18 protein-coding genes and 2 pseudogenes are annotated in these 20,681 nt (G+C 65.9%); 15 read left to right on the top strand and 5 right to left on the bottom strand.

What is annotated here, in order from left to right; genetic code table 11:
* From ACYCUK_RS18580 to ACYCUK_RS18540, 9 genes and pseudogenes are all read left to right on the top strand, one after another.
* Positions 1-966, top strand: a 966-nt coding sequence (locus tag ACYCUK_RS18580; protein WP_461596153.1) for a formamidase, incomplete at its 5' end; no start/stop codon positions are given.
* A complete protein-coding gene (gene biuH, locus ACYCUK_RS18575; protein WP_461596152.1) occupies positions 966-1,649 on the top strand; it encodes a biuret amidohydrolase in 684 nt (227 codons plus the stop codon). The genes ACYCUK_RS18580 and biuH, both read left to right, overlap by 1 nt.
* Positions 1,646-2,326, top strand: coding sequence for a cysteine hydrolase family protein (locus ACYCUK_RS18570; protein WP_461596151.1), 681 nt, complete (start codon positions 1,646-1,648; stop codon positions 2,324-2,326). The genes biuH and ACYCUK_RS18570 overlap by 4 nt, the downstream gene beginning before the upstream one ends.
* A 125-nt stretch (positions 2,327-2,451) precedes the next feature.
* Positions 2,452-3,960 (top strand): amidohydrolase family protein, encoded by a 1,509-nt coding sequence (locus tag ACYCUK_RS18565; RefSeq protein ID WP_461596150.1) that lies wholly within the window; start codon positions 2,452-2,454, stop codon positions 3,958-3,960.
* A gap of 217 nt (positions 3,961-4,177) precedes the next feature.
* Positions 4,178-5,068, top strand: coding sequence for a polysaccharide deacetylase family protein (locus ACYCUK_RS18560; protein WP_461596149.1), 891 nt, complete (start codon positions 4,178-4,180; stop codon positions 5,066-5,068).
* A gap of 354 nt (positions 5,069-5,422) precedes the next feature.
* A pseudogene (locus ACYCUK_RS18555) lies at positions 5,423-6,526 on the top strand (ABC transporter ATP-binding protein); the annotation flags it as partial.
* A gap of 40 nt (positions 6,527-6,566) precedes the next feature.
* Positions 6,567-7,541, top strand: a pseudogene (locus ACYCUK_RS18550) (ABC transporter substrate-binding protein); the annotation flags it as partial.
* A 100-nt stretch (positions 7,542-7,641) separates the two neighbouring features.
* The gene (locus tag ACYCUK_RS18545; protein ID WP_461596155.1) at positions 7,642-8,454 is read left to right on the top strand and encodes an ABC transporter permease; all 813 of its coding nucleotides are present in this window, start codon (positions 7,642-7,644) and stop codon (positions 8,452-8,454) included.
* 4 nt (positions 8,455-8,458) lie between these two features.
* The gene (locus ACYCUK_RS18540) at positions 8,459-9,301 is read left to right on the top strand and encodes an ABC transporter permease (protein WP_461596148.1); all 843 of its coding nucleotides are present in this window, start codon (positions 8,459-8,461) and stop codon (positions 9,299-9,301) included.
* Between the two features lie 199 nt (positions 9,302-9,500).
* Here ACYCUK_RS18540 and ACYCUK_RS18535 read toward each other — a convergent pair whose 3' ends face one another.
* The 4 genes from ACYCUK_RS18535 to ACYCUK_RS18520 form a co-directional block, all read right to left on the bottom strand.
* A complete protein-coding gene (locus ACYCUK_RS18535; protein WP_461596147.1) occupies positions 9,501-10,964 on the bottom strand; it encodes an amidohydrolase family protein in 1,464 nt (487 codons plus the stop codon).
* Between the two features lie 55 nt (positions 10,965-11,019).
* Positions 11,020-11,823: an ABC transporter ATP-binding protein gene (locus tag ACYCUK_RS18530; protein ID WP_461596154.1), complete on the bottom strand. Its 804-nt coding sequence runs from the start codon at positions 11,821-11,823 to the stop codon at positions 11,020-11,022.
* 102 nt (positions 11,824-11,925) lie between these two features.
* Positions 11,926-13,011 (bottom strand): aromatic ring-hydroxylating dioxygenase subunit alpha, encoded by a 1,086-nt coding sequence (locus ACYCUK_RS18525; protein WP_461596146.1) that lies wholly within the window; start codon positions 13,009-13,011, stop codon positions 11,926-11,928.
* A 178-nt stretch (positions 13,012-13,189) separates the two neighbouring features.
* On the bottom strand, positions 13,190-13,438 hold the full coding sequence (locus ACYCUK_RS18520; RefSeq protein WP_461596145.1) for a hypothetical protein: 249 nt from the start codon (positions 13,436-13,438) through the stop codon (positions 13,190-13,192).
* An 87-nt stretch (positions 13,439-13,525) separates the two neighbouring features.
* On the opposite strand from ACYCUK_RS18520, the gene ACYCUK_RS18515 reads away from it, so the two are divergent.
* The 5 genes from ACYCUK_RS18515 (at position 13,526) to ACYCUK_RS18495 (ending at position 19,434) form a co-directional block, all read left to right on the top strand.
* Positions 13,526-14,566, top strand: coding sequence for an ABC transporter substrate-binding protein (locus ACYCUK_RS18515; RefSeq protein ID WP_461596144.1), 1,041 nt, complete (start codon positions 13,526-13,528; stop codon positions 14,564-14,566).
* A gap of 102 nt (positions 14,567-14,668) precedes the next feature.
* Entirely contained in the window at positions 14,669-15,469 is an 801-nt protein-coding gene (locus tag ACYCUK_RS18510) for an ABC transporter permease (RefSeq protein WP_461596143.1), read from the top strand.
* 199 nt (positions 15,470-15,668) lie between these two features.
* Positions 15,669-16,550, top strand: coding sequence for an outer envelope protein (locus tag ACYCUK_RS18505; protein ID WP_461596142.1), 882 nt, complete (start codon positions 15,669-15,671; stop codon positions 16,548-16,550).
* 178 nt (positions 16,551-16,728) lie between these two features.
* Positions 16,729-17,934, top strand: a complete 1,206-nt coding sequence (locus ACYCUK_RS18500; protein ID WP_461596141.1) for a urate hydroxylase PuuD — start codon at positions 16,729-16,731, stop codon at positions 17,932-17,934.
* 51 nt (positions 17,935-17,985) lie between these two features.
* On the top strand, positions 17,986-19,434 hold the full coding sequence (locus ACYCUK_RS18495) for a nucleobase:cation symporter-2 family protein (RefSeq protein WP_461596140.1): 1,449 nt from the start codon (positions 17,986-17,988) through the stop codon (positions 19,432-19,434).
* A 6-nt stretch (positions 19,435-19,440) separates the two neighbouring features.
* Here the strand turns inward: ACYCUK_RS18495 and ACYCUK_RS18490 are convergent, their stop codons facing one another.
* Positions 19,441-19,650 carry a hypothetical protein gene (locus ACYCUK_RS18490; RefSeq protein ID WP_461596139.1) on the bottom strand — a complete coding sequence of 70 codons (210 nt, stop codon included), beginning with the start codon at positions 19,648-19,650 and terminating at the stop codon, positions 19,441-19,443.
* Between the two features lie 84 nt (positions 19,651-19,734).
* Between ACYCUK_RS18490 and ACYCUK_RS18485 the strand changes: the two genes are divergently transcribed.
* On the top strand, positions 19,735-20,310 hold the full coding sequence (locus ACYCUK_RS18485; protein WP_461596138.1) for a sugar O-acetyltransferase: 576 nt from the start codon (positions 19,735-19,737) through the stop codon (positions 20,308-20,310).
* Positions 20,311-20,681: the final 371 nt, after the last annotated feature.

Raw genomic sequence — 20,681 nt, 5'->3', positions numbered from 1 at the left:
CAACTGCAACTGCCGGTCGTAGAGACGCCGGCGCAGCTCGCCGCGCAGGCCGGGCGCATCTGCGCGATGGTCGGCAAGGCGCGGCGCAACCTGGGCACGATGGATCTCGTCGTGTTCCCGGAGTACGCGCTGCACGGCTTGTCGATGAGCACGGCGCCCGAGCTGATGGTCTCGCTCGACGGGCCCGAGGTGGCGTCATTCAAGGCCGCGTGCGTCGCGCACAGGATCTGGGGCTGCTTCTCCATCATGGAGTTCAACCCGCATGGCAATCCGTACAACACCGGCCTGATCATCGACGACCAGGGCGAGATCAAGCTCTACTACCGCAAGCTGCACCCCTGGGTACCGGTGGAGGCCTGGGAACCCGGCAATATGGGCATCCCGGTGTGCGACGGCCCGAACGGCTGCAGGCTCGCCTTGATCATCTGCCACGACGGCATGTTTCCCGAGATGGCGCGCGAGGCGGCCTACAAGGGCGCCGAGATCATCCTGCGCACGGCCGGCTACACCGCGCCGATACGTCACGCGTGGAAGATCACCAACCAGGCGAACGCGTTCCAGAACCTCGCCATCACCGCCAGCGTGTGCCTGTGCGGCAGCGACGGCAGTTTCGACTCGATGGGCGAGGGCATGTTCTGCAACTTCGACGGCACGGTGCTGGTCGAGGGTGGCGGGCGTGCCGACGAGATCATCACCGCCGAGCTGCGGCCCGACCTCGTGCGCGAGGCGCGCGCGGTCTGGGGCGTGGAGAACAACCCCTACCAGCTCTACCACCGCGGCTATGTGGCGGTGAAGGGCGGGGCGCAGGACTGCCCCTACACCTTCATGCGCGACATGGTGGCCGGTCGCTACACATTGCCCTGGAACTCAGGCATTCAGGTGCGCGACGGCACGTCCTGCGGCTTCGCGGCGCCAACGCGGGCCTACCGCGGCCCCGAGCCCAACCCCTTCGAGCCGGAGGCCTGATGCAGCACGTCGCATCGAGCCCCTATCCCTGGCCCTACGACGGCGACCTGCGCGCGGCCAATATGGCGCTGCTGGTCATCGACATGCAGACCGACTTCTGCGGGGTCGGCGGTTATGTCGACGCCATGGGCTACGACCTGGCTCTGACCCGCGCCCCGATCGAGCCCATCCGCAAGGTGCTCGCGGCGATGCGCGCCGAGGGCTGCACCATCATCCACACCCGCGAGGGCCATCGGCCGGACTTGTCGGATCTTCCCGCCAACAAGCGCTGGCGCAGCCGGCGCATCGGCGCGGGCATCGGCGACCCAGGACCCTGCGGCAAGATTCTCGTGCGCGGCGAGCCGGGCTGGGAGATCATCCCCGAGCTGGCGCCGCTGCCGGGCGAGATCGTCATCGACAAGCCGGGCAAGGGCAGTTTCTGCGCCACCGACCTCGAGCTGATCCTGCGCACGCGCGGCATCCGCAACCTGGTTCTCACCGGCATCACCACCGACGTGTGCGTGCACACCACGATGCGCGAGGCCAACGATCGCGGCTTCGAATGCCTGCTGCTGAGCGATTGCTGCGGCGCCACCGACGCTGGGAACCACGACGCCGCGATCAAGATGGTGACCATGCAGGGCGGCGTGTTCGGCGCGGTGTGCGATGCATCCGCCCTGCTGCAGACCTGGGAGACGCGATGAGCGAATCCAGTCACGCCTTGCGCGTGCAAGCCCAGCCCGGGATGTTCCGCTGCGACATGCGCAACACGGCGCTGGTGCTGATCGACATGCAGCGCGATTTCATCGAGCCGGGCGGCTTCGGCGAGACGCTGGGCAACGATGCGTCGCAACTCGCGCAGGCGGTGGAACCTGCGGCACGGCTGCTGCGCTGGGCGCGCGCGCACGGCATGCTGGTGGTGCACACGCGCGAATCGCACGCACCCGACCTGTCGGACTGTCCGCCCGCCAAGCGCTGCAGGGGCGAGCCGAGCCTGCGCATCGGCGACATGGGGCCGATGGGGCGCGTGCTGGTGCGCGGCGAGCCGGGCAACGCCATCATCGACGCGCTGCAGCCCATTGCGGGCGAGGTGGAGATCGACAAGCCAGGCAAGGGCGCGTTCTACGCCACCGGCCTGCACGACATCTTGCAGCGCCGCGCGGTCACCCACCTGATCTTCGGCGGCGTGACCACCGAGGTCTGCGTGCAGACCAGCATGCGCGAGGCGAACGACCGTGGCTACGACTGCCTGTTGGTGGAGGAAGCGACGGCCAGCTATTTCCCGCATTTCAAGCAGGCCACGCTGGAGATGATCGCGGCCCAGGGCGGCATCGTCGGCTGGACCTGTACGCTCGATGCGGTTTTGCGCGGTGTGTCGTGATGGGCGCAGGCATGCAGAACCTGTGCCCCGCGGCATTCCTCCGCTGTCCAGGCGCGCGAGCGTCCGGTCTTCTTGCGGCCGCCCCTGCTTGCACAGCGCGGTTTGAAACGCCGGGGGGCTGACACATGCCGGACCAAGCCTCGCATCTCGACTGCCGCTGGCTGCTGGCCTCGCCTGGGAGCCAGCACGCCCTGGCGCATAGGCGCATTCAAATCTCGGATGGCCTGATTCAGGACATCGCGCCGCAGGAACACGTCGATACGGCTTGCCGCAAGCTCGTTCTCCCCGCGTTGAGCAATGCCCACGACCATGCGCGAACGTTTCGCAGCGCATCGCTCGGCGCCTTCGAACAACCGCTGGAAAGCTGGTTGCCCTATCTCGGCGTGGTTCCGGGGGTCGATCCCTATCTGTCCGCCGCCACGTCCTTCGCACGCGCCGTCCGGCATGGCGTTGCAGGGCTGATGGTGCACTACACGCGCGTGCAGGGACTCGCGCCGTATGTGGACGAGGTCGAAGACGTGGCGCGCGCCGCACGCGATGTCGGGGTGCATATCGGGTTTGCCGTCGCCATGCGCGACCGCCAGGGCATTGCCTATTGCAGCGACAGCGACGCGCTGAAGGCGCTGCGCCCCGAGATTCGCGACGTGGTGGCGCAGCGCCTGGGCACGCACGCGAGCATGGACCCCGCGCGACAGCTGGCACTTGTCGATGACGTCGCCGGCATGGTGGAGCAAGGCGGCTACGGGTCGCACGTCACGGTTCAATACGGCCCCACCGGCGTGCAGTGGTGCACCGCCGGTCTTCTCGAGGCGATCGCCCGGGCGTCCAGCGACACCGGGCGCCCTGTGCATATGCACCTGCTCGAAACGCGCTACCAGCGTGAATGGGCCGACCTTACCCATCCCCAGGGCATCTTGCGCGATCTCGACGCCATCGGCATGCTCAGCCCGCGACTGACGCTGGCGCACTGCACCTGGGCCCGGCCGGATGAACTGGAGCTTCTTGCCGAAAGGGGCGTCACCATTGCCGTCAACACCAGTTCCAACCTCGGCTTGAAGTCGGGCGTGGCGCCCGTTGCGCAGATGTTGCGCTGCGGGTGCCGCGTGGCAATGGGGCTGGACGGCATGGCGCTGGACGAGGACGACGATGCATTCAGGGAGATGCGCCTGGCCTATGCCCTCCATCGCGGCTGGGGCTATGACACCACCATGACGCGCGCCCAGCTATGGGCGTTTTCCGCGGTCCATGGCCGGCGTGTCGTGCGCGGAGGCGACAAGCTTTCGGAAGCCTGTGGAGGGTTGATTGCGAAAGGGGCTCCGGCGGACCTGGTGGTGCTCGACTTCGAGGCCTTGGACGACGACGCCTTCTTCCCCGATGTCGATCCCTTGGATCTCGTGCTGGCGCGTGCCCATGGGGGCCATATCGAACAAGTCATCATCGACGGCCGCCCGATCGTGCATCAAGGCAAGGTCCTCACCATCGACGAGCCCGCGCTGCGCGCCGAATTGATGGCGCAGGTGCGTTCGCGCCTGGGCACGCAAGCCGAACTCGGTCCCTGGCGGGAAGCCGTCGGCGCGATGGCCCAGGACCTGGCGGTGTTTTACCGGAACAGGGCCTACCTTGGCTGTTGTTGATGGCAGACGCCCTGCACGCGATGGTCCTTGGCCGCGGGCCTTGCAAGGATTTGTTGCGGGCGGAGGCGGCCAAGACAGGGGCGGTGCGCCCGGGCGTTGCGATCCTTGTTTTGCGCTGACCTCGCACCGGTCCGATCCTTGCTTTTGATGACGCAACGCCAAGACCACGATGTCGCGTCTTGACTGGCGCGCGCAACACGAGCATGGAGACTTGACAATGACTGCAACCCTCCCTCATCACGGACGCTATGGGTATTCCGCCATCGTGCACCGCCCGGATTACGCCTGGCCCGACGGGCGGCGCCTGGCCGTCTATCTGGCGTTGAACCTGGAACATTTCGCTTTCGGCGAAGGGCCCGGCGCCTGCCTCAAGCCGGCCTCCCCCCAGCCCGACGTGCTCAACTATTCCTGGCGGGACTATGGCAACCGGGTTGGCGTTTGGCGCCTCCTTGAACTCTTCGAAAGCCTGCGGCTACCCGCCGCGGTGCTGTTGAACACGAGCATCTACGACGAGTGCCCTGAAGTGCTGGCGCCCTTTCGCAGCCGCGGGGATGAGATGGTGGGGCACGGCCACACCAACTCGCAGCGCCAGGGCGATCTGACGGAGGCGGGAGAGCGGGACCTGATTGAGTCCTGCACACGGCGCATGGCGCAGCAAGAGGGCGTGGCGCCCAGAGGCTGGCTCAGCCCCTGGATTTCGGAAAGCTTCCACACACCGGACTTGCTGCAGGAGGCGGGCTATGCCTACACGCTGAACTGGTGCCAGGACGATCAGCCGGTTCGATTCAAGACCCGGGGCGGCCAGATCTGGTCAGTGCCCTATCCCCAGGAATTGAACGACATCCCGGCGATCATGGCGCGCCATGTCAGCGGCGAGGGGTTCGCCAACATGATCGTCGACTCCTATGACGAGATGCTGGAGCAGAGCAGGGCGCAGCCGCTGGTGATGGGCATCGCCCTCCATCCCTACATCGTCGGTCATCCCCACCGCATTCGCCATCTGCGCCGCGCCCTCGCCCATATCGCCACGGATGGACGGGCCTGGGTCACCACGCCGGGGGCCATTGCCGGCCATGTGGCGGGCCTGCCCGAAGCCATCGTCCGATAAGCATTTCTCGCTGCGGACCGAGATGGCCGGCCTGCGTTCGGACTGATCGGTCCGTGGCTTCACGCGAGAACTTCGCCTGCCGTTGCCTGGTGCATGCACAGAGGTGATGCCCTTGTCTTGGGCATCAAGGCTCTCCGCCCCATGGTCGCAGGCGCCATGACGCATGGCGCGGCTTCCTTCTGTTCTGCCGCAACCTTGGGTCTGGGTGGCAAGATTGTATGCAGCTTGGCATGCATCTTGCACAGGGCTTGTACCGCCCCTCCACTGGAGGCACGCGCCAAGGCAGCGAGGCTGCAGCCCCTGAAATCGCGAGGTTCCGATGGGCTGCGTTGGGCGGGAGGCAAACCAACCGGAATGATGATGAGGGGCGAGAAGCGGGGGACGGTGGAACTCCTTGCCGTGAGCAAGCGCTACGGCAACGCGCTGGCCTTGGCCGAGGTGAATCTCAAGGTTCCCGCCGGGGCTTATTGCTGCCTGTTGGGCCCCAGCGGCTGCGGCAAAACCAGCACCCTGCGGATGATTGCCGGCCACGAGGCGGTGTCCGACGGCGACATCCTGATCAGCGACAAGAACGTCACCGGGCTGCACCCCTCTGTGCGCGGCACGGCGCTGATGTTCCAGAACTACGCGCTCTTTCCTCACCTCAGTTGCCTGGACAACGTGGCGTTCAGCCTCAAGATGCGGGGTGTGGCCAAGGCGCAGAGGCAGGCGCGCGCGCTCGATCTGCTGGGTCTGGTGCAGATGGAGGCCTACAAGGACCGTCGGCCGGAGCAGTTGTCGGGCGGCCAGCAGCAGCGTGTCGCTCTGGCGCGGGCCCTGATCACCGAGCCGGAGGTTCTGCTCCTGGACGAGCCCTTGTCGGCCCTCGATCCCTTCCTGCGGGTGAAGATGCGCGCCGAACTCAGGCGCATCCACAACGAGCTGGGTTTGACCTTCATCCACGTGACCCACAGCCAGGAAGAGGCCATGGCCCTGGCCGATCTGGTGGTCGTCATGCATGGCGGGCGCATCGAGCAGGCGGGCACGCCATCGGCGTTGTTCAACCGCCCCCGCAGCGCGTTCGTGGCGCGCTTCATGGGCGGACACAACGTGCTGAGGGGCCGCGTCGAGCAGCACGCCGAGGACTTCAGCACCTTGCGAGGCCCCGATGCGCAGACCTATGCCGTACCCAGGGTTGCAGAGTCCATCGGCACGGAATTCGAGTTTTCGGTTCGCGCCGACAGGGTCAGGCTGGTCAAGCGTTCGGAAGCCGCCGCCCCCGGCGCGGCCAACGCCCTTGCGGCTGTCGTGCGTGGCGTCGAGTATCACGGCACGCAGTGGAGCATTGCCCTCGACGGCCATGCATCAGGCGAATTCACGGCCGTCACGGGCGACCGTGATTTTGCGCAGTGCCCGGTCGCCGTCGGGGACCGGGTCGTCGCCATGTGGGACGTCGAAGACGCGCACGGCCTGGGCTCAAGCCCCACCGGCCGTGATGACAACCTGCAGGAATCTCAACCTCATCCCCTCCGGCAATCTGCGCGGGATGGACGTCAAGCGCATCAAGCACTACGACGACATCGTGAGCATCTTCACCACCGGCATGCTGGACGGCAAGAAGGTGTCGACCCAGGGCACGGCGCCGTTCGAGGTGAGCTATCTGGGCGGTGAGTTCGGCAAGACATTCGCCACCAAGCCGACGGAATGGATGACCGTGGTGCCGACGGTGTACAACGCCGACACCTTGGGCATTCGTCCTGATTTGGTGAAGCGCCCCGTGACCAGCTGGGCCGATCTGCTGAGCCCGGACTTCAGGGGCAAGACGGCCATCATCAACGTGCCGTCCATCGGCATCATGGACGCCGCGATGGCGATCGAGGCCATGGGCAGGGTGCGCTATCGTGACAAGGGCAATATGACCCGCACGGAGATCGACAAGACCATCGAGATCCTCACCGCGGCCAAGAAGCAGGGCCAGTTCCGCGCCTTCTGGAAGGATTTCAACGAGTCCGTGAACCTGATGGCTTCGGGCGAGGTGGTGCTGCAGTCCATGTGGTCTCCGGCCGTGACCAAGGTGCGGGAAATGGGCATTGCCTGCAAGTACCAGCCCCTGAAGGAAGGCTATCGCGGCTGGGGCATCGGACTGGGCATCCCGTCCCGCGTGAAGGGCAAGACGCTGGACGCGGGCTACGAATTCATCAACTGGTACCTGTCCGGCTGGGCGGGGGCGTTCCTGAACCGCCAGGGTTATGACACCGCCGTGCCGAAGACGGCCAAGCAGTTCATGACCGCGGACGAGTGGGGCTACTGGATGGAAGGCAAGCCGGCCAAGGGCAGCATCCTCAGCCCCACCGGCCAGAAGGTGGACGGCCCGGGGAGCGTGCGCGACGGTGGCTCCTTCGAGCAGCGCATGGGCGCGGTGGCCTGCTGGAACACCGTGATGGACGAGGATCGCTACCTGGTGCGCCGCTGGAATGACTTCGTCGCGGCCTGAATCGCGTGCGAAGACCGCCGGGGTGGAGGGCCAGGCTTCCCGGGGTGCCCAGCGCGGCGGCGCGTCGCCGCGCTGGGCACCCTACCTCCAGGCCGCACCCATGGGGCTGGTGTTCGCGCTGTTCTTCGTGGTTCCGGTTCTGCTGGTGGTGGCCATCAGCTTCTTCGACTACCAGACCTACGAGATCCTGATCCCGGACTTCCTGCTGAGCAACTACCGGGACGTCTTTTCCTCCACCTCCACCTACGCAACCTATTGGACCACGCTCCAGTTGGGCTTCATGGCGTGGGCCATCACCCTGGTGCTGGGCTTCACGATTGCCTATTTTCTCGCCTTTCATGTGCGCAGCAGGAGCCGGCAGGTGGTCCTGCTTCTGCTGTGCACCATTCCCTTCTGGACCTCCAACGAGATACGCATGATCTCCTGGATTCCGCTGCTGGGGCGGGAAGGCGTGGTGAACTCGGCGTTGCTGGCCATGGGCGTGGTGAAAAAGCCCGTGGCATGGTTCCTGTATTCAAAATTCGCCGTGGTGGTGGGCTATGTCCATCTCTACACGGTGTTCATGATCGTGCCCATTTTCAATGCCATGATGCGCATCGACCGGTCCCTGCTGGAAGCGGCGGTGGATGCCGGAGCCAAGGGCTGGCAGGTGGTGTGGAACGTGGTGCTGCCGCTGTCCAAGTCCGGCCTCGCCATCGGGTCCATCTTCGTGATGTCCATTGTGATGGGAGATTTCGTCACGGTGAACGTGCTGGGTGGCGGGCAGGTGGCGTCGGTGGGCAAGATGATCGTCACCGATCTGTCCTCGCTGCAGTTTCCCCCGGCGGCGGCCGAATCCATGGTGCTGCTGGGCTTCGTGATCCTGCTCATCGTCGCGCTGGTGCGGGTGGTCGACATCCGCAAGGAGCTTTGAGGCCATGGCCAAGGTGAGGCGCTCCGCGAGCTTCTACGTTCTGGCGGCCGTGTTCGCCCTGTTCGTCCTCTTTCTGTACGGGCCGGTGATCGTCATCGGCGTCCTGTCCTTCCAGGGGCCGGAAGGCGGGCTCACCTTCCCCATGCGGGGGTTCTCCACCCACTGGTTTCACCAGCTCTATGCGGGCTCATCCATCGGGGATGTGTCCGGCGCTTTCGGGCGCTCGATCAAGCTCGGGCTGCTGGTGATGGTGATCACCACGGTGTTCTCCTTTCTGGCCGGTCTGGCGTTCAGGAGCCGGTTCCGGGGCGCCTCCATGTTCTTCTACATCGCGCTCGCCAGCCTTATCGTGCCATCGGTGGTGATCAGCCTGGGCATCAGCGCCATGTTCGAACTGCTGGGCTGGGACCGTTCCTGGATCACCTCGGCGCTGGGTGCCCAGCTGACCTGGACCCTGCCATTCGGCTTGTTGATCATGTTCGCTGCCTTCAACCGCTTCAACCCCGCCTACGAGGAAGCGGCGCGGGGCTTGGGGGCACGCGGCGCGAGGGTGTTGGGGGAGGTCGTCATCCCCATTCTGGCCCCCAGCCTGCTGGGGGTGGCGCTGTTCGGCTTCACCCTGTCCTATGACGAGCTGGCGCGCACTTCGCAGACAGCAGGCGCCCTGAACACTCTCCCCCTGGAATTGCAGGCCATGCAGACCAACGCCACGACGCCGGTGATCTACGCTCTGGGGACCCTCACCACCCTGCTGTCCTTCGCGGTGATTGCGTTGTCGCTTTCGCTGGCGGCCTGGCTCAGGCGCCGTCGCGCCCGCCATGGGTCGGACGCCGGTGCGGCGGCGTAGCGGCGGCAAGGACTGCGGAGCTTTGGGTCATGGCGGCGTGGCCTGGCCTGGGCGCCTGCGAGCGAGGGGCGGCAAGCTTCATGGCAGCGGCAGCTTGCGCATCGCGCCCTCGACGCGCAGGGCGAATCGCTCAGGCTGCCCGCGCTTGGCTGCGTGCATGGTTGCAGCGGGACCAGCGTCCGGATGCGCGAGGCCAGGCTCAGGCGCTGGCCAGGCCCTGCAAGGTGCGCACTGCATCACGGGCCTGTGCGCCGAGTTCGGCCATGTCCAGTCCGGGAATGGCGCCGTCGCGCACCACCACCTTGCCGGCCACCAGCAGCGCGCGCAGGCTGGCGCCGCCGCTGGCCACTGGGCCGATGGCGGGATCGTGCAGGCCGAAGTGGCGCGGTTGGTCGAGCTTGTAGATGGCGATGTCGGCGGCCATGCCGGGCGCCAGCACGCCAACGCCCTCCAGCCCCAGCACGCGGGCGCCGCCGGCCGTGCCCCAGCGCACCACATCCTCCACCGTGGCGTCGGCAGCACCGGCTTCACCGGCGCCGCCGGCGCATTCGGGCAGGGCTTCGTGGCCGCCGCGGGCGCGTGCCATCAGCCAGGCGGTGTGGGCTTCGTTCAGCATGTCGGCAGCTTCGTTCGACGCCGCGCCGTCCACCGCCAGCGAGATCGGCGTGCCGGCGTTTTCCAGCGCCCGCACCGGGGCGATGCCGCTGCCCAGGCGGCCGTTGCTCTGCGGGCAATGGGCGATGCCGGTGCCGCTGCGGCCGAGTAGGGCGATGTCGTCCGTGCTGAGCTTGACCAGATGCGCGAACCACACGTCCGGCCCCAGCCAGTCGACGCTGGCGGCGAAATCGATGGGGCTGCAGCCATGCTGGGCCATGGCGGTCTGCTGGTAGATCACGGTTTCCGACAGATGCGAGTGCAGCCGCAGGCCCAGGCTGCGGGCGTGCGCGGCGGTGTCGCGCAACTCCTGCGGCAGCATGGAGAACAGCGGCGTGGTCGGCGCCGCGACCACCCGGCGCAGGGCTTGCGGCGCGGGGTCGTGGTAGAGCGCATGCAGCCGGGTGAGATCGTCGAGATAGGCCTGCAGGGTTTCCGGCCGCATGGCCTTGGGCAGGTCGGCCTCGAAGTTGCGGCTGCAGGTGGCGCCGCCACGGCAGAGCACGAAGCGCAGGCCGAGTTTCTCGGCCTCCTCGAACAGGATGGCGGAGCCGTCGAAGTCCATCTCGGGCCAGTAGTAGTAGTTGTGGTCGGCCACCGTGCCGCAACCGGAAAGCGCCAGCTCCACCAGGCCGATGCGCGCCGCGAGGCGGAAACGCCCGGCGTTGAAGGCGGCGCGGTAGCGGTAGGGCACCGCCGCCAGCCAGGGCGTGAGCGTGGCGTCGATGCCGCCGGGCACGCCCTTGAGCAGCGATTGCACGAGGTGGTGGTGGGTGTTGACCCAGGCCGGGTAGATGACGCAGCCGCTGGCGTCGAGCACGGCCTCTCCAGGTTCCGGCGCGAGGCTGCCGATGGCGGCGATGCGGCCATCGCGGATGCGCAGGTCGGTGGCGTGCGCGCCGGCGCGGGCTTCGGCACCGGGCAGGCCGGTGAGTAGTGCCAGGGCGCCGCGAATCAGCAGGGCGGTGGAAGCGTTGGATGTGTCGGTATGGGCCATGGGAGATTGCATGTCGGGTGGCGAGCTGAGTTGTGTGGGGATGCGGGCGGTTGGGCAGCAGCCAGCCTCAGACCCGGCCCTGCGCCGCGGCGGTGAGCAGTTCGGAGAGCTGGCGGCAGTAGTTCAGGAACGGGGCGCTGACGCGCCAGTCGTCGTCACGCACGGTGGGGCCGTCGATGGCGATGTCGGCCACCACGCGCCCGGGGCGTGCCGCCATCACCACCACGCGGGTGGAGAGGAACACCGCCTCGTAGATGCTGTGGGTGACGAAGGCCACGGTCATGGCCTGCTGCGCCCACAACTGGCGCACGTCGCTGTCGAGCTTGTTGCGGGTGAATTCATCGAGTGCGCCGAAGGGCTCGTCGAGCAGCAGCAGGCTGGGGTGCGTGGCCAAGGCGCGTGCCAGCGACACCCGCATCTGCATGCCGCCGGAGAGCTCGCGCGGCCAGGCGCTGGCGAAGCTCTCCAGCCCCACCATGCCCAGCACCGCGGTGACGCGGGCATCGGCCTCGGCACGCGGGGTCTTGCGCAAGTCCAGCGGCAGCCGGGTGTTGGCGCGCACCCGCGCCCAGGGCATCAGCGTGGGCTCCTGGAACACCATGGAGAGCGACTGCTTGCCGTCGGCGCCTTCCTGCTTCTCCGAGCCCCACCACAGAATGCGGCCGGCCGATGGCGTATCCAACCCGGCGAACATGCGCAGCAGCGTGCTCTTGCCGCAGCCCGACGGCCCGAGCAGGGAGACGAACTCGCCCTGCTGGATGCGCAGCCGCACTTCGTCGAGGGCGCGGGTGCCGTTGGGGTAGGTCTTCTCCACGCGGTTGGCGAACAGCGCGGTGTTCGCGTCCGGCTGGGGTGGCGGCGGTGGCCGCATGAAGAGCGCATCGGATGCGTGCAATTCCATGAAGATTCTCGGGATCGGGTGGATGGAGTGGGGGTGGGACAAGCGATGTCGTGGCTGGGATAACCGCCAGGCTCATGCGGTGGGTGCCGTGACATCGCCTGCGCGCGTCTGGATGGGGATGGTGGGCCGCGGTGGCGCCGGGCGAAACACCTCCTCCTCGCCATGCGCCTGCAGCAGCGCCAGCAGGCGCTTGCGCATCAGCAGCCCGGGCTTGTCGGACTCCATGTGGAATTCGATGCGGCGGCGGGTGTCGATGCAGGCGTCGGGGTCGGTGGCTTCGAGAATGTCGCGGTCTTCATCGACGATGGGGCGATCCCAGTCGATCAGTTCCTGCGTGCTGCAAGCGGCCTCGGCGTCGTTGCGGTACAGCCACTGCGCCAGCATGATGTGCGCGTCGTCGATCGGCGTGGCGCAGTTGTAGATGATGTGGTGAATACCACTCTCGGGGTAGACGCAACCAAAGCGCCGCACAAACGGCAGCCACCAGCGGTTGAGCAGATGGCGTTCGGTGAACGCGCCCGTGCTGCCGGTGATGCGGTGGCCATGCGCCGGGTTGCGGATGGGCACATGGGTCTCGGCCTCGAAGCCGTCGGCCGTGACATCGAGCCGGTAGCCCGACGGTTTGGGTTGCTCGTAGATGCCGAAATTGGCCTTGTGCACATAGCTGAAGTGTGCGTTGTCGAAGGCGTTCTCCATGAAGCGCAAGGGGCTGGTGGCCCAACGCTCGTGGAATTGGAAGATGCGGCGGAACTCGGCGTCCCCTTCTTCTGGAAAGTCAGGAATCGGCGCTAGCGGTTCCTCCAGCGCGACCCAGACATAGCCGTAGCGCGCCGTGCATCGGAACGACTCGACCCGTGCCCCGGTTGGAATCACGCCTTCCGGGTTTTGCGGAACGCGCACGCATGCGCCGGTGCAGTCGTAGGTCCAGCCGTGGTAGCCGCAGACGATGCGCCCGGCCTCGTCCACGAAGCCTTTGGACAGCTGCGCGGTGCGGTGGCAGCAGCGGTCGCGCAGCGCCGCGGGCTGGCCGTCGGGGCGCTTCCATAGCACCAGTTTTTCACCGAGCAAGGTGAACGGGCGCGGGCCGGCGTCCAGCACGTGCAGGGGCGTGAGGGCGTACCAGAAGCGGCGCAGGACGGGTTGTTGGGTGACAAGCATGGAACTCTCCAGGGTTGGTGCAAGGCATCGCCATGCGCCGGAGCATGTTGTCGTAGCGGGCTGTGCAAGCGGTCGAACAGGGGTGGCTGGGCACCCGGCGCCGCCGCAGATCCCGCAGGCAGCAAGCCTGGCCGGCGCGGCTGGAGCAATGTCCCGCAGCCTGAGCTGCTGACCGCTTCTACTCACGCCATGCATGCAGCAATTTGCATGCCAGTTTTCCGTCCCGGCCGGCATCCCGGCTGCGCCGCCGAGCGTGTCCGTGGCTGGCTTCGGGAGGCATGGACAGGCCCTGGCAGCCCGACTGATCCACAACGGGGCGCAGCGCGCACCACAACATGGCGACATGCACCGCGACGCAACCCAAACCCGGGCGCTTGCCGTCGTCGCGCCCGGCTCCAGGCCGGTTTTGCAGCATCGCAGCTGGCATACCTTTTGCTGGTCGATTGCATACAGTTTGATCGCGCATCAACTTCCCGGCGCCCGTCCGCTTTGCCAACATCTCAAGGAGTGGTTCATGCAAGGTTCTCAGCCTTTGAAAACATCCAGCCCAGGGCGCCTGCGCTCGCGCCGCCTGCTGGCCGGCCTGGCACTGGTCTTGGGCCTGACGGGCCTGGCGCGTGCCGATGACCTGCCCAAGGTCACCTTCTGCACCAACTGGTTCGCCGAGGCCGAACATGGTGGTTTTTACCAGGCGCTGGCCACCGGGCTCTATAAGAAGAAGGCCGGGTTGGATGTCACCATCAAGATGGGCGGCCCGCAGATCAACGGCCTGCAGCTGCTCGGCGCCGGCAGCTGCGACTTTTATATGGGCTATCCGATGCAGGACATCGTTGCCGCCTCGCATGGACTGCCGGTGGTGACCGTGGCGGCCAGCTTCCAGAAGGACCCGCAGGCCATCATCGCGCATCAGGGCGTGAAGTCTCTGGGCGACCTCAAAGGCAAACCCATTCTGGTGTCGCAAAGCGCCAACACAACCTGGTGGCCCTGGCTGGAGAACACCTTCGGCTTCACCATGTCGCAGCAGCGCCCCTACACCTTCAGCGTCGCGCCCTTCCTGCATGACAAGAGCCTCTCGCAGCAGGGCTATATCGGCTCCGAACCGCTGATGATCGAGAAGGGTGGGGAGACGCCGAAGGTGTTCCTCATGGCCGATTACGGCTGGCCGGCCTATGCCGAAACCATCGACACCACGCAGGCCATGATCGCCAAACACCCGCAATGGGTGGCGGCATTCGTCAAGGCATCGATGGAGGGCTGGCAGTCCTACCTGGCCGACCCGGCGCCGGGCAACAAGCTGATCGTCGAAGCCGACCCCAAGGAGACGCCGGAACAGCTGGCGTTCTCGATGAAGATGATGAAGAAATACCAGCTCGTCACCGGCGGCGAAGCGGCGAGCGAAGGCATCGGCATCATGACCGACAAGCGCTGGAAGGAGATGTTCGACTTCATGGTGCGCAACAAGACGATTCCGGCCGACTTTGATTACAAGAAGGTCTACGACCTGCAGTTCATCAAGCCGCTGAAGCTGCTGCCCACTGCGGCCGACACGCACTAGGCCCGCCACGGCCATTGCGCCTCCATACGCCCGTCAAGTCGGCGCCCCGGCGCATCCAGCCCTCCTCGCTCCGCACATCCCCACGACCCGAGCATCGCCGCCATGCGCCCCAAACCCCCGCTCCATGACTCACGCCTGCTGGGCATCGCGGCCCCCGTGCTGGTCGGCCTCGTCTTCATGCTGTGCTGGCAGCTTGCGGTGGATCTGTCGCATATCCCCGCCTATCTGCTGCCCGGTCCGATCACGATTGGACAAGCCCTGGCGGCCAACGCCCCAACCCTGTTCTGGGCCTTGTGGACGACCATGAAGGTGACCTTCCTCGCCTTCTTCATCGCCACCTCGCTGGGCACGCTGACCGCGCTGCTGTTCGCGCAGAGCCGTTTGCTGGAGCTCAGCCTGTTTCCCTACGCGGTGATGCTGCAGGTCACGCCCATCGTCGCCATTGCGCCGCTCATCATCATCTGGATCAAGAACACCGAACTGGCGCTGGTGGTGTGCGCCACCATCATTGCCATCTTCCCCATCATCTCCAACACCACGCTGGGGCTCAACAGCGTCAGCGGCAATCTGGACAACCTGTTCACGCTGTACCGCGCCTCGCGCTGGCAGCGGCTGGTGCGGCTGCGCATTCCCGGCGCCCTGCCCTATTTTTTCGGCGGCCTGCGCATCAGCAGCGGGCTGGCCTTGATTGGCGCCGTGGTGGCGGAGTTCGTCGCCGGCACCGGCGGGCAGAGTGCCGGGCTGGCGTATCAGATCCTGCAGTCGGGCTACAACCTGCAGATCCCGGAGATGTTCGCCGCGCTCATCTTGCTGACGCTGGCGGGCGTGGCGCTGTTCGCGCTGATGCTGCTGCTGTCCAGGCAGGCGCTGAAGAACTGGCACGAAAGTGCCATGGATCGCTGAGCCCGGACGTGACGACAACCCGTGCTCCCAACATTGGCATGTCCCGCCTCCATGGCAGCGCTGCGCTCCTCACTGCGGAGGAGCCCATGCACGACAACGCGCCGCTGCCACCCACTGAGTTTTGAGCTTCACCCATCTGTTGCTTCACCCATCTGCTTCATCCATGCCACCGATTTCACACGACACCGGGAGAACCCACATGCATCGCAAGCGAGCTTATTCATCCAAACCAAGCGCCTTGGCTGCAGCCGCCGTTCTGGCTGCAGCTCTTGGTGCCTCCAACACCGCGCAAGCCGCCACCTGGAGCGACGCCTGGGTGCACTTTGCCTACGGCACCCGGTTTGCCGAGCCGGGCTACGGCCAAAGCATCGCCAAGCGCATCGTCGGCTTCTCCTACGCCGGGGGCGACGGCTGGGGCACCAACTTCTTCAACCTCGACGTGCTCATGTCCGACGCCGGCGACCCCGAGGCCTGCGCCGCCGGCGCCAACTCCCCCTCGTGCGCCGCCGCCGGGGCGCAGGAGCTGTACGCCGTGTACCGCCGCACCTGGTCGTACGACCAGATCAGCGGCAACAAGATTCAATGGGGCCCGATCAACGACGTGAAGCTGGCCATGGGGGTGGACTACTCGGCCAAGAACACCACCTTCGGCCCGCGGGTGCGCAAGCTGCGCCTCGGCCCCATGGTCGGGCTCGACGTGCCGGGTTTTGCCGAGGTGGGGCTGGAGCTGTACAAGGAGAGCAACCACAACGGCTTCACCCCCTACCCGCAAGGCGGCGACGTGACCTTCAACACCACCTATGTGCTGGCGGCCGACTGGGGCATTCCCTTCGCCGACGCCCAGTGGAAGTGGAGCGGCTATTTCGACCACATCGGCGCCAAGGGCTATGGCACGGTGCCGGAGACCCTGCTGTCCACCGAGGTGATGTATGACGTGGGCAAAGCGCTGTATGGCGCGCCCAACAAGCTGTGGGCCGGTGTGCAGTACCAGTACTGGCGCAACAAGTTCGGCAACCCTGCGTCCACCACCCCCGGCGCCAAGGCCTCCACGCCCATGATCCGGGTGGAATACCACTTCTGAAGCGCAGAGATCGGGAACAAGCCAAGACACCCAGGCCGGCGCAGCAATCATTGCACTGACCTGAACTCAGCTCGCAGCAGAGCATGACCGCCGCTGACGCCCACGGCACGCGAGCTTGAAGACTTTTGCAGAGCCTGCCGTGGCGAAAGTCGTTTTCATGTGATTGCTGGAAGGAACCATGATGAACGACTTGCTCGCCACGCTCATGCCCTACGCGATGAACTGGGCCGATCTGCTGTTGCGCTGGCTGCACGTGATCGCGGCCATCGCCTGGATCGGCTCGTCCTTTTACTTCGTCTGGCTGGACAACAGCCTGGAGCCGCCCCAAGCCCCGGACCTCAAGGCCAAGGGCGTGGACGGCGAGTTGTGGGCGGTGCACGGCGGCGGCTTCTACAACCCGCAGAAATACAGGGTGGCGCCCAAGGATCTGCCGCAGCATTTGCATTGGTTCTACTGGGAGAGCTACACCACCTGGCTGTCGGGCTTCGCCCTGCTGTCGGCGCTCTACCTCTATCACGCCGGGATTTTCATCGTCGATCCGCATGTGTACGCCTGGTCGCAGCCGGCCTGGGCCGGGGCGGCGCTGCTGGGCTTTCTGGTGGTCGGCTGGTTGGTCTACGACGGGATCTGCCGCCTGTTCGGCCAAGGCAGGAACGGTGACCGCACCGTCGGCATCCTGGTTGCGGTGTATATGGTGATTGCCGCCTGGGCGGCCTGCCATCTGTTTGCCGGTCGCGTCGCCTTTCTTATCACCGGCGCCATGATGGCGACGATGATGAGCGCCAATGTGTTCTTCTGGATCATCCCCGGCCAGCGCCGCGTCGTGGCGGCGATGCGTGCCGGGCAGACACCCGACCCGATGGACGGCAAGCGCGGCAAACAGCGCAGCGTGCACAACACCTACTTCACCTTGCCGGTGGTGTTCGCCATGCTGTCGAACCACTACAGCTTCGTCTACGACGCGAAGAACAACTGGGTCGTGCTGGTGCTGATGATGCTGGCCGGCGCCCTCATCCGCCAGTTCTTCGTGCTCAAACACAAGGGCGCGTGGAAATGGCGGTACTGGGGCGTGGCGGTGGTCATCATCCTGGGGGTGGCCGTGGCGCTCGCGCCCAAGCCGCAACCCGCCCTGGCACAAGCCAGGCCGGTGAGTTTCGCCATGGTGCAGCGCATCGTGCAGCAGCGCTGCCTGCTTTGCCACGCCGGTGCCGCCGCCAGCAAAGGCGTGCGGCTGGACTCGGCACGGGGCATCGTCAGCCACGCGCAGGACATCTACCAGCAGGTGGTCGTCACCCGCGCCATGCCGCTGAACAACGCCACGCAGATCACCGATCTGGAGCGCGCCGAGATCGGGCAATGGGTGAAGGATGGCGCCAAGCCCTGACCGCGCCCGATTCCACACAGTCCGTCCGACAACGATTCCAAGGAGACAACGATGGCTGAAGCATCCATTGAGTATCAGGCCCCAGGCGAGCCGCATCCGGTCGATGCGGTGCTGCCTGCGGGCAAGCTCGTCGCGCTCGGCATCCAGCATGTGCTGGTGATGTACGCCGGCGCGGTGGCCGTGCCGCTCATCATCGGTTCGGCGCTGAAGCTGCCGGCGGAGCAGATCGCGCTGCTGATCACGGCCGACCTGTTCATTTGCGGCATCACCAGCATCATCCAGTCCCTCGGCCTCACGCCCTGGTTCGGCATCCGCATGCCGGTGATGATGGGCATGACCTTCGCCGCGGTGACGCCGATGATCGCCATCGCCTCCGCACCCGGCATGGGCTTGCAGGACATTTTCGGCGCCATCATCGCCGCCGGCCTGTTCGGCATGCTGATCGTGCCCTTCGCCTGCCGACTCATCAGCTTGTTCCCGCCGGTGGTCACGGGCTCGGTCATCACCATCATCGGCATCTCACTCATGCAGGTGGGCATCCAATGGGCCGTCGGCGGAGCCTGGCTCAAGCCCATGATTCCCGACACTTCGGCGCAAGCTGCAGCCGGCGCCATGGTGCCCAACCCGGCTTACGCCTCGATGGAAAACCTCGGCATTGCCCTGTTCGTGCTGGTCGTCATCCTGTTCATCAGCAAGTACGGGCGCAACTTTCTGAAGAACATTTCGGTGCTCGTCGGGCTGGTGGTTGGAAGCGCCCTGGCGGCGGCACTCGGACTGATGCACTTCAGCCAAGTGGCCAAGGCCGACCTGTTCCACCTCGTCATGCCCTTCCAGTTCGGCGCGCCCAAGTTCGCCATCGGCCCCATCGTCACCCTGTGCGTGGTGGAACTGGTCGTGTTCGTCGAATCGGCCGGCATGTTCTTCGCGCTGGGCGACATCGTCGGCCGCAAGGTGGGCCGCGCGGAGCTTGGCCGCGGCTTGCGGGTGGACGCGCTGGGAACCATCCTCGCGGGCATGTTCAACACCTTCCCGACCACCTCGTTTTCGCAGAACATCGGCCTGGTCGGCATGACCGGGGTGCGCAGCCGCTGGGTCACGGTCACTGGCGGCGTCATCATGGTTTTGCTCGGGCTCATCCCCAAGCTCGGCGCGCTGGTCGCGGCCATTCCGCAACCGGTTCTGGGCGGCACCGGCATTGCCATGTTCGGCATGGTCGCCGCCACCGGCATTCGCATCCTGAGCGAGGTGGACTACAAGACCAACCGCAACAACCTGCTCATCGTTGCGCTGGGCATCGGCTTCGGCATGATTCCGCTGGTGGCGCCGCAGTTTTTCATCCACTTTCCCAAGGTGCTGGAGCCCATGCTGCATAGCGGCATCCTGCTCACCGCCGTGGTGGCTTTCGCGCTCAACCTCTTCTTCAACGGCATGGGCCGGCTGAACGCCGAGGGATTGCGCGAGCTTGAACACGCTACCGAGGACGCCGCCAGGCTGCGCTGACCCGAGTCAGAAAATTGCAGGCTTGCCCCGCTCGATGCGGGGCTTTTTGATGTCACGTGGAATGCAGCGTTGAAATCGCCCATCGGCGATGAGCGCGGCATCGGCGTCCGAAAATTGGAATCCGGGCTTGAGACCGGACAGGCCATCTGGCGGCTTGCCGGCCAATTCCGTCCGTTCCACGTTGCCCGATACCATCCGCTGGAGCGTCGGCTCCACCCCCAGACCTGCCGACGTGCCCTGGAATGAACTGCGCCTCACAGGCGTGCAGGCATTGCGTTGCGAAGAACGGATGAGTATTGCATGGACACAAGGAAATCACCTGTGGTGACCCGCATATCGACATCAAGCCCGGAGTGGAGCGCGGAGGCGGATCGCGTCAGGCGGGCCATGCGCTTAACCGCTGAACTGAACAAGCTTGCCTTCGACGATGCCATCAGGGTCAGGGAGGTCTTCAGCGAGTTGACTGGTCAGGAAGTCGACGAGACCTTCAGCCTGATTCCGCCGTTCTATACCTCTGGCGGACGCAAGATACGGGTCGGGCGCAAGGTGTTCATCAACCAGTGCTGCACCATCTACGACATCGGCGGGGTGGACATCGCCGACCTGGTCATGATCGGGCCGAACGTGAACATCATCACCGCTGGCCACGCGCTGGAGCCGTCGCAGCGGCGTGCCTACATCGAGGCGAAACCAATCATCATTCAAAGGAACGTCTGGATCGCCACCGGCGCGACGATCCTTGGCGGCGTCACCGTGGGGGAGAATTCAGTGGTTGGAGCAGGAGCTGTGGTCACCAAGGACGTTCCGCCCAACACCCTCGTGGCGGGCGTGCCGGCAACCGTCATTCGCTCCTTGGAACAAGACGGCGCCGACTAGGCCCCTGTTTCCACGCCCGGGCACTCACGCTTCGCTTCTCTGTGCAGTGGTGGCGTGTTCGGCCGCTTCACCCTGACACCTGACGGTGATGGTCGGACAGTGTGTGGGACTGCTCCGGGTCGACAGCACCCGTTGACGGGGGACGACCGGTTGTTCGCCTGGGATCACAATCACCTCCATGTGAACGTCTGTTTCGGCTGAATTAGGGCGACGCTGAACCAGTCCCGCGTGCGCATCGCATCCCCGCCTCGGGCGGTCTGCGGCGTTGCAAATCCGCGCCATAGCTTGGGCTATGGCTGTGGTTTGCGCCTTGCATCCCATCCCGATGCAAGGCGCGCTGCATCACGGGAACTTGTTCAGCGTCGCCTTAG

The organism is Thiomonas sp. (assembly GCF_054608695.1).
This window is presented reverse-complemented; position numbering and strand designations above follow the sequence as displayed.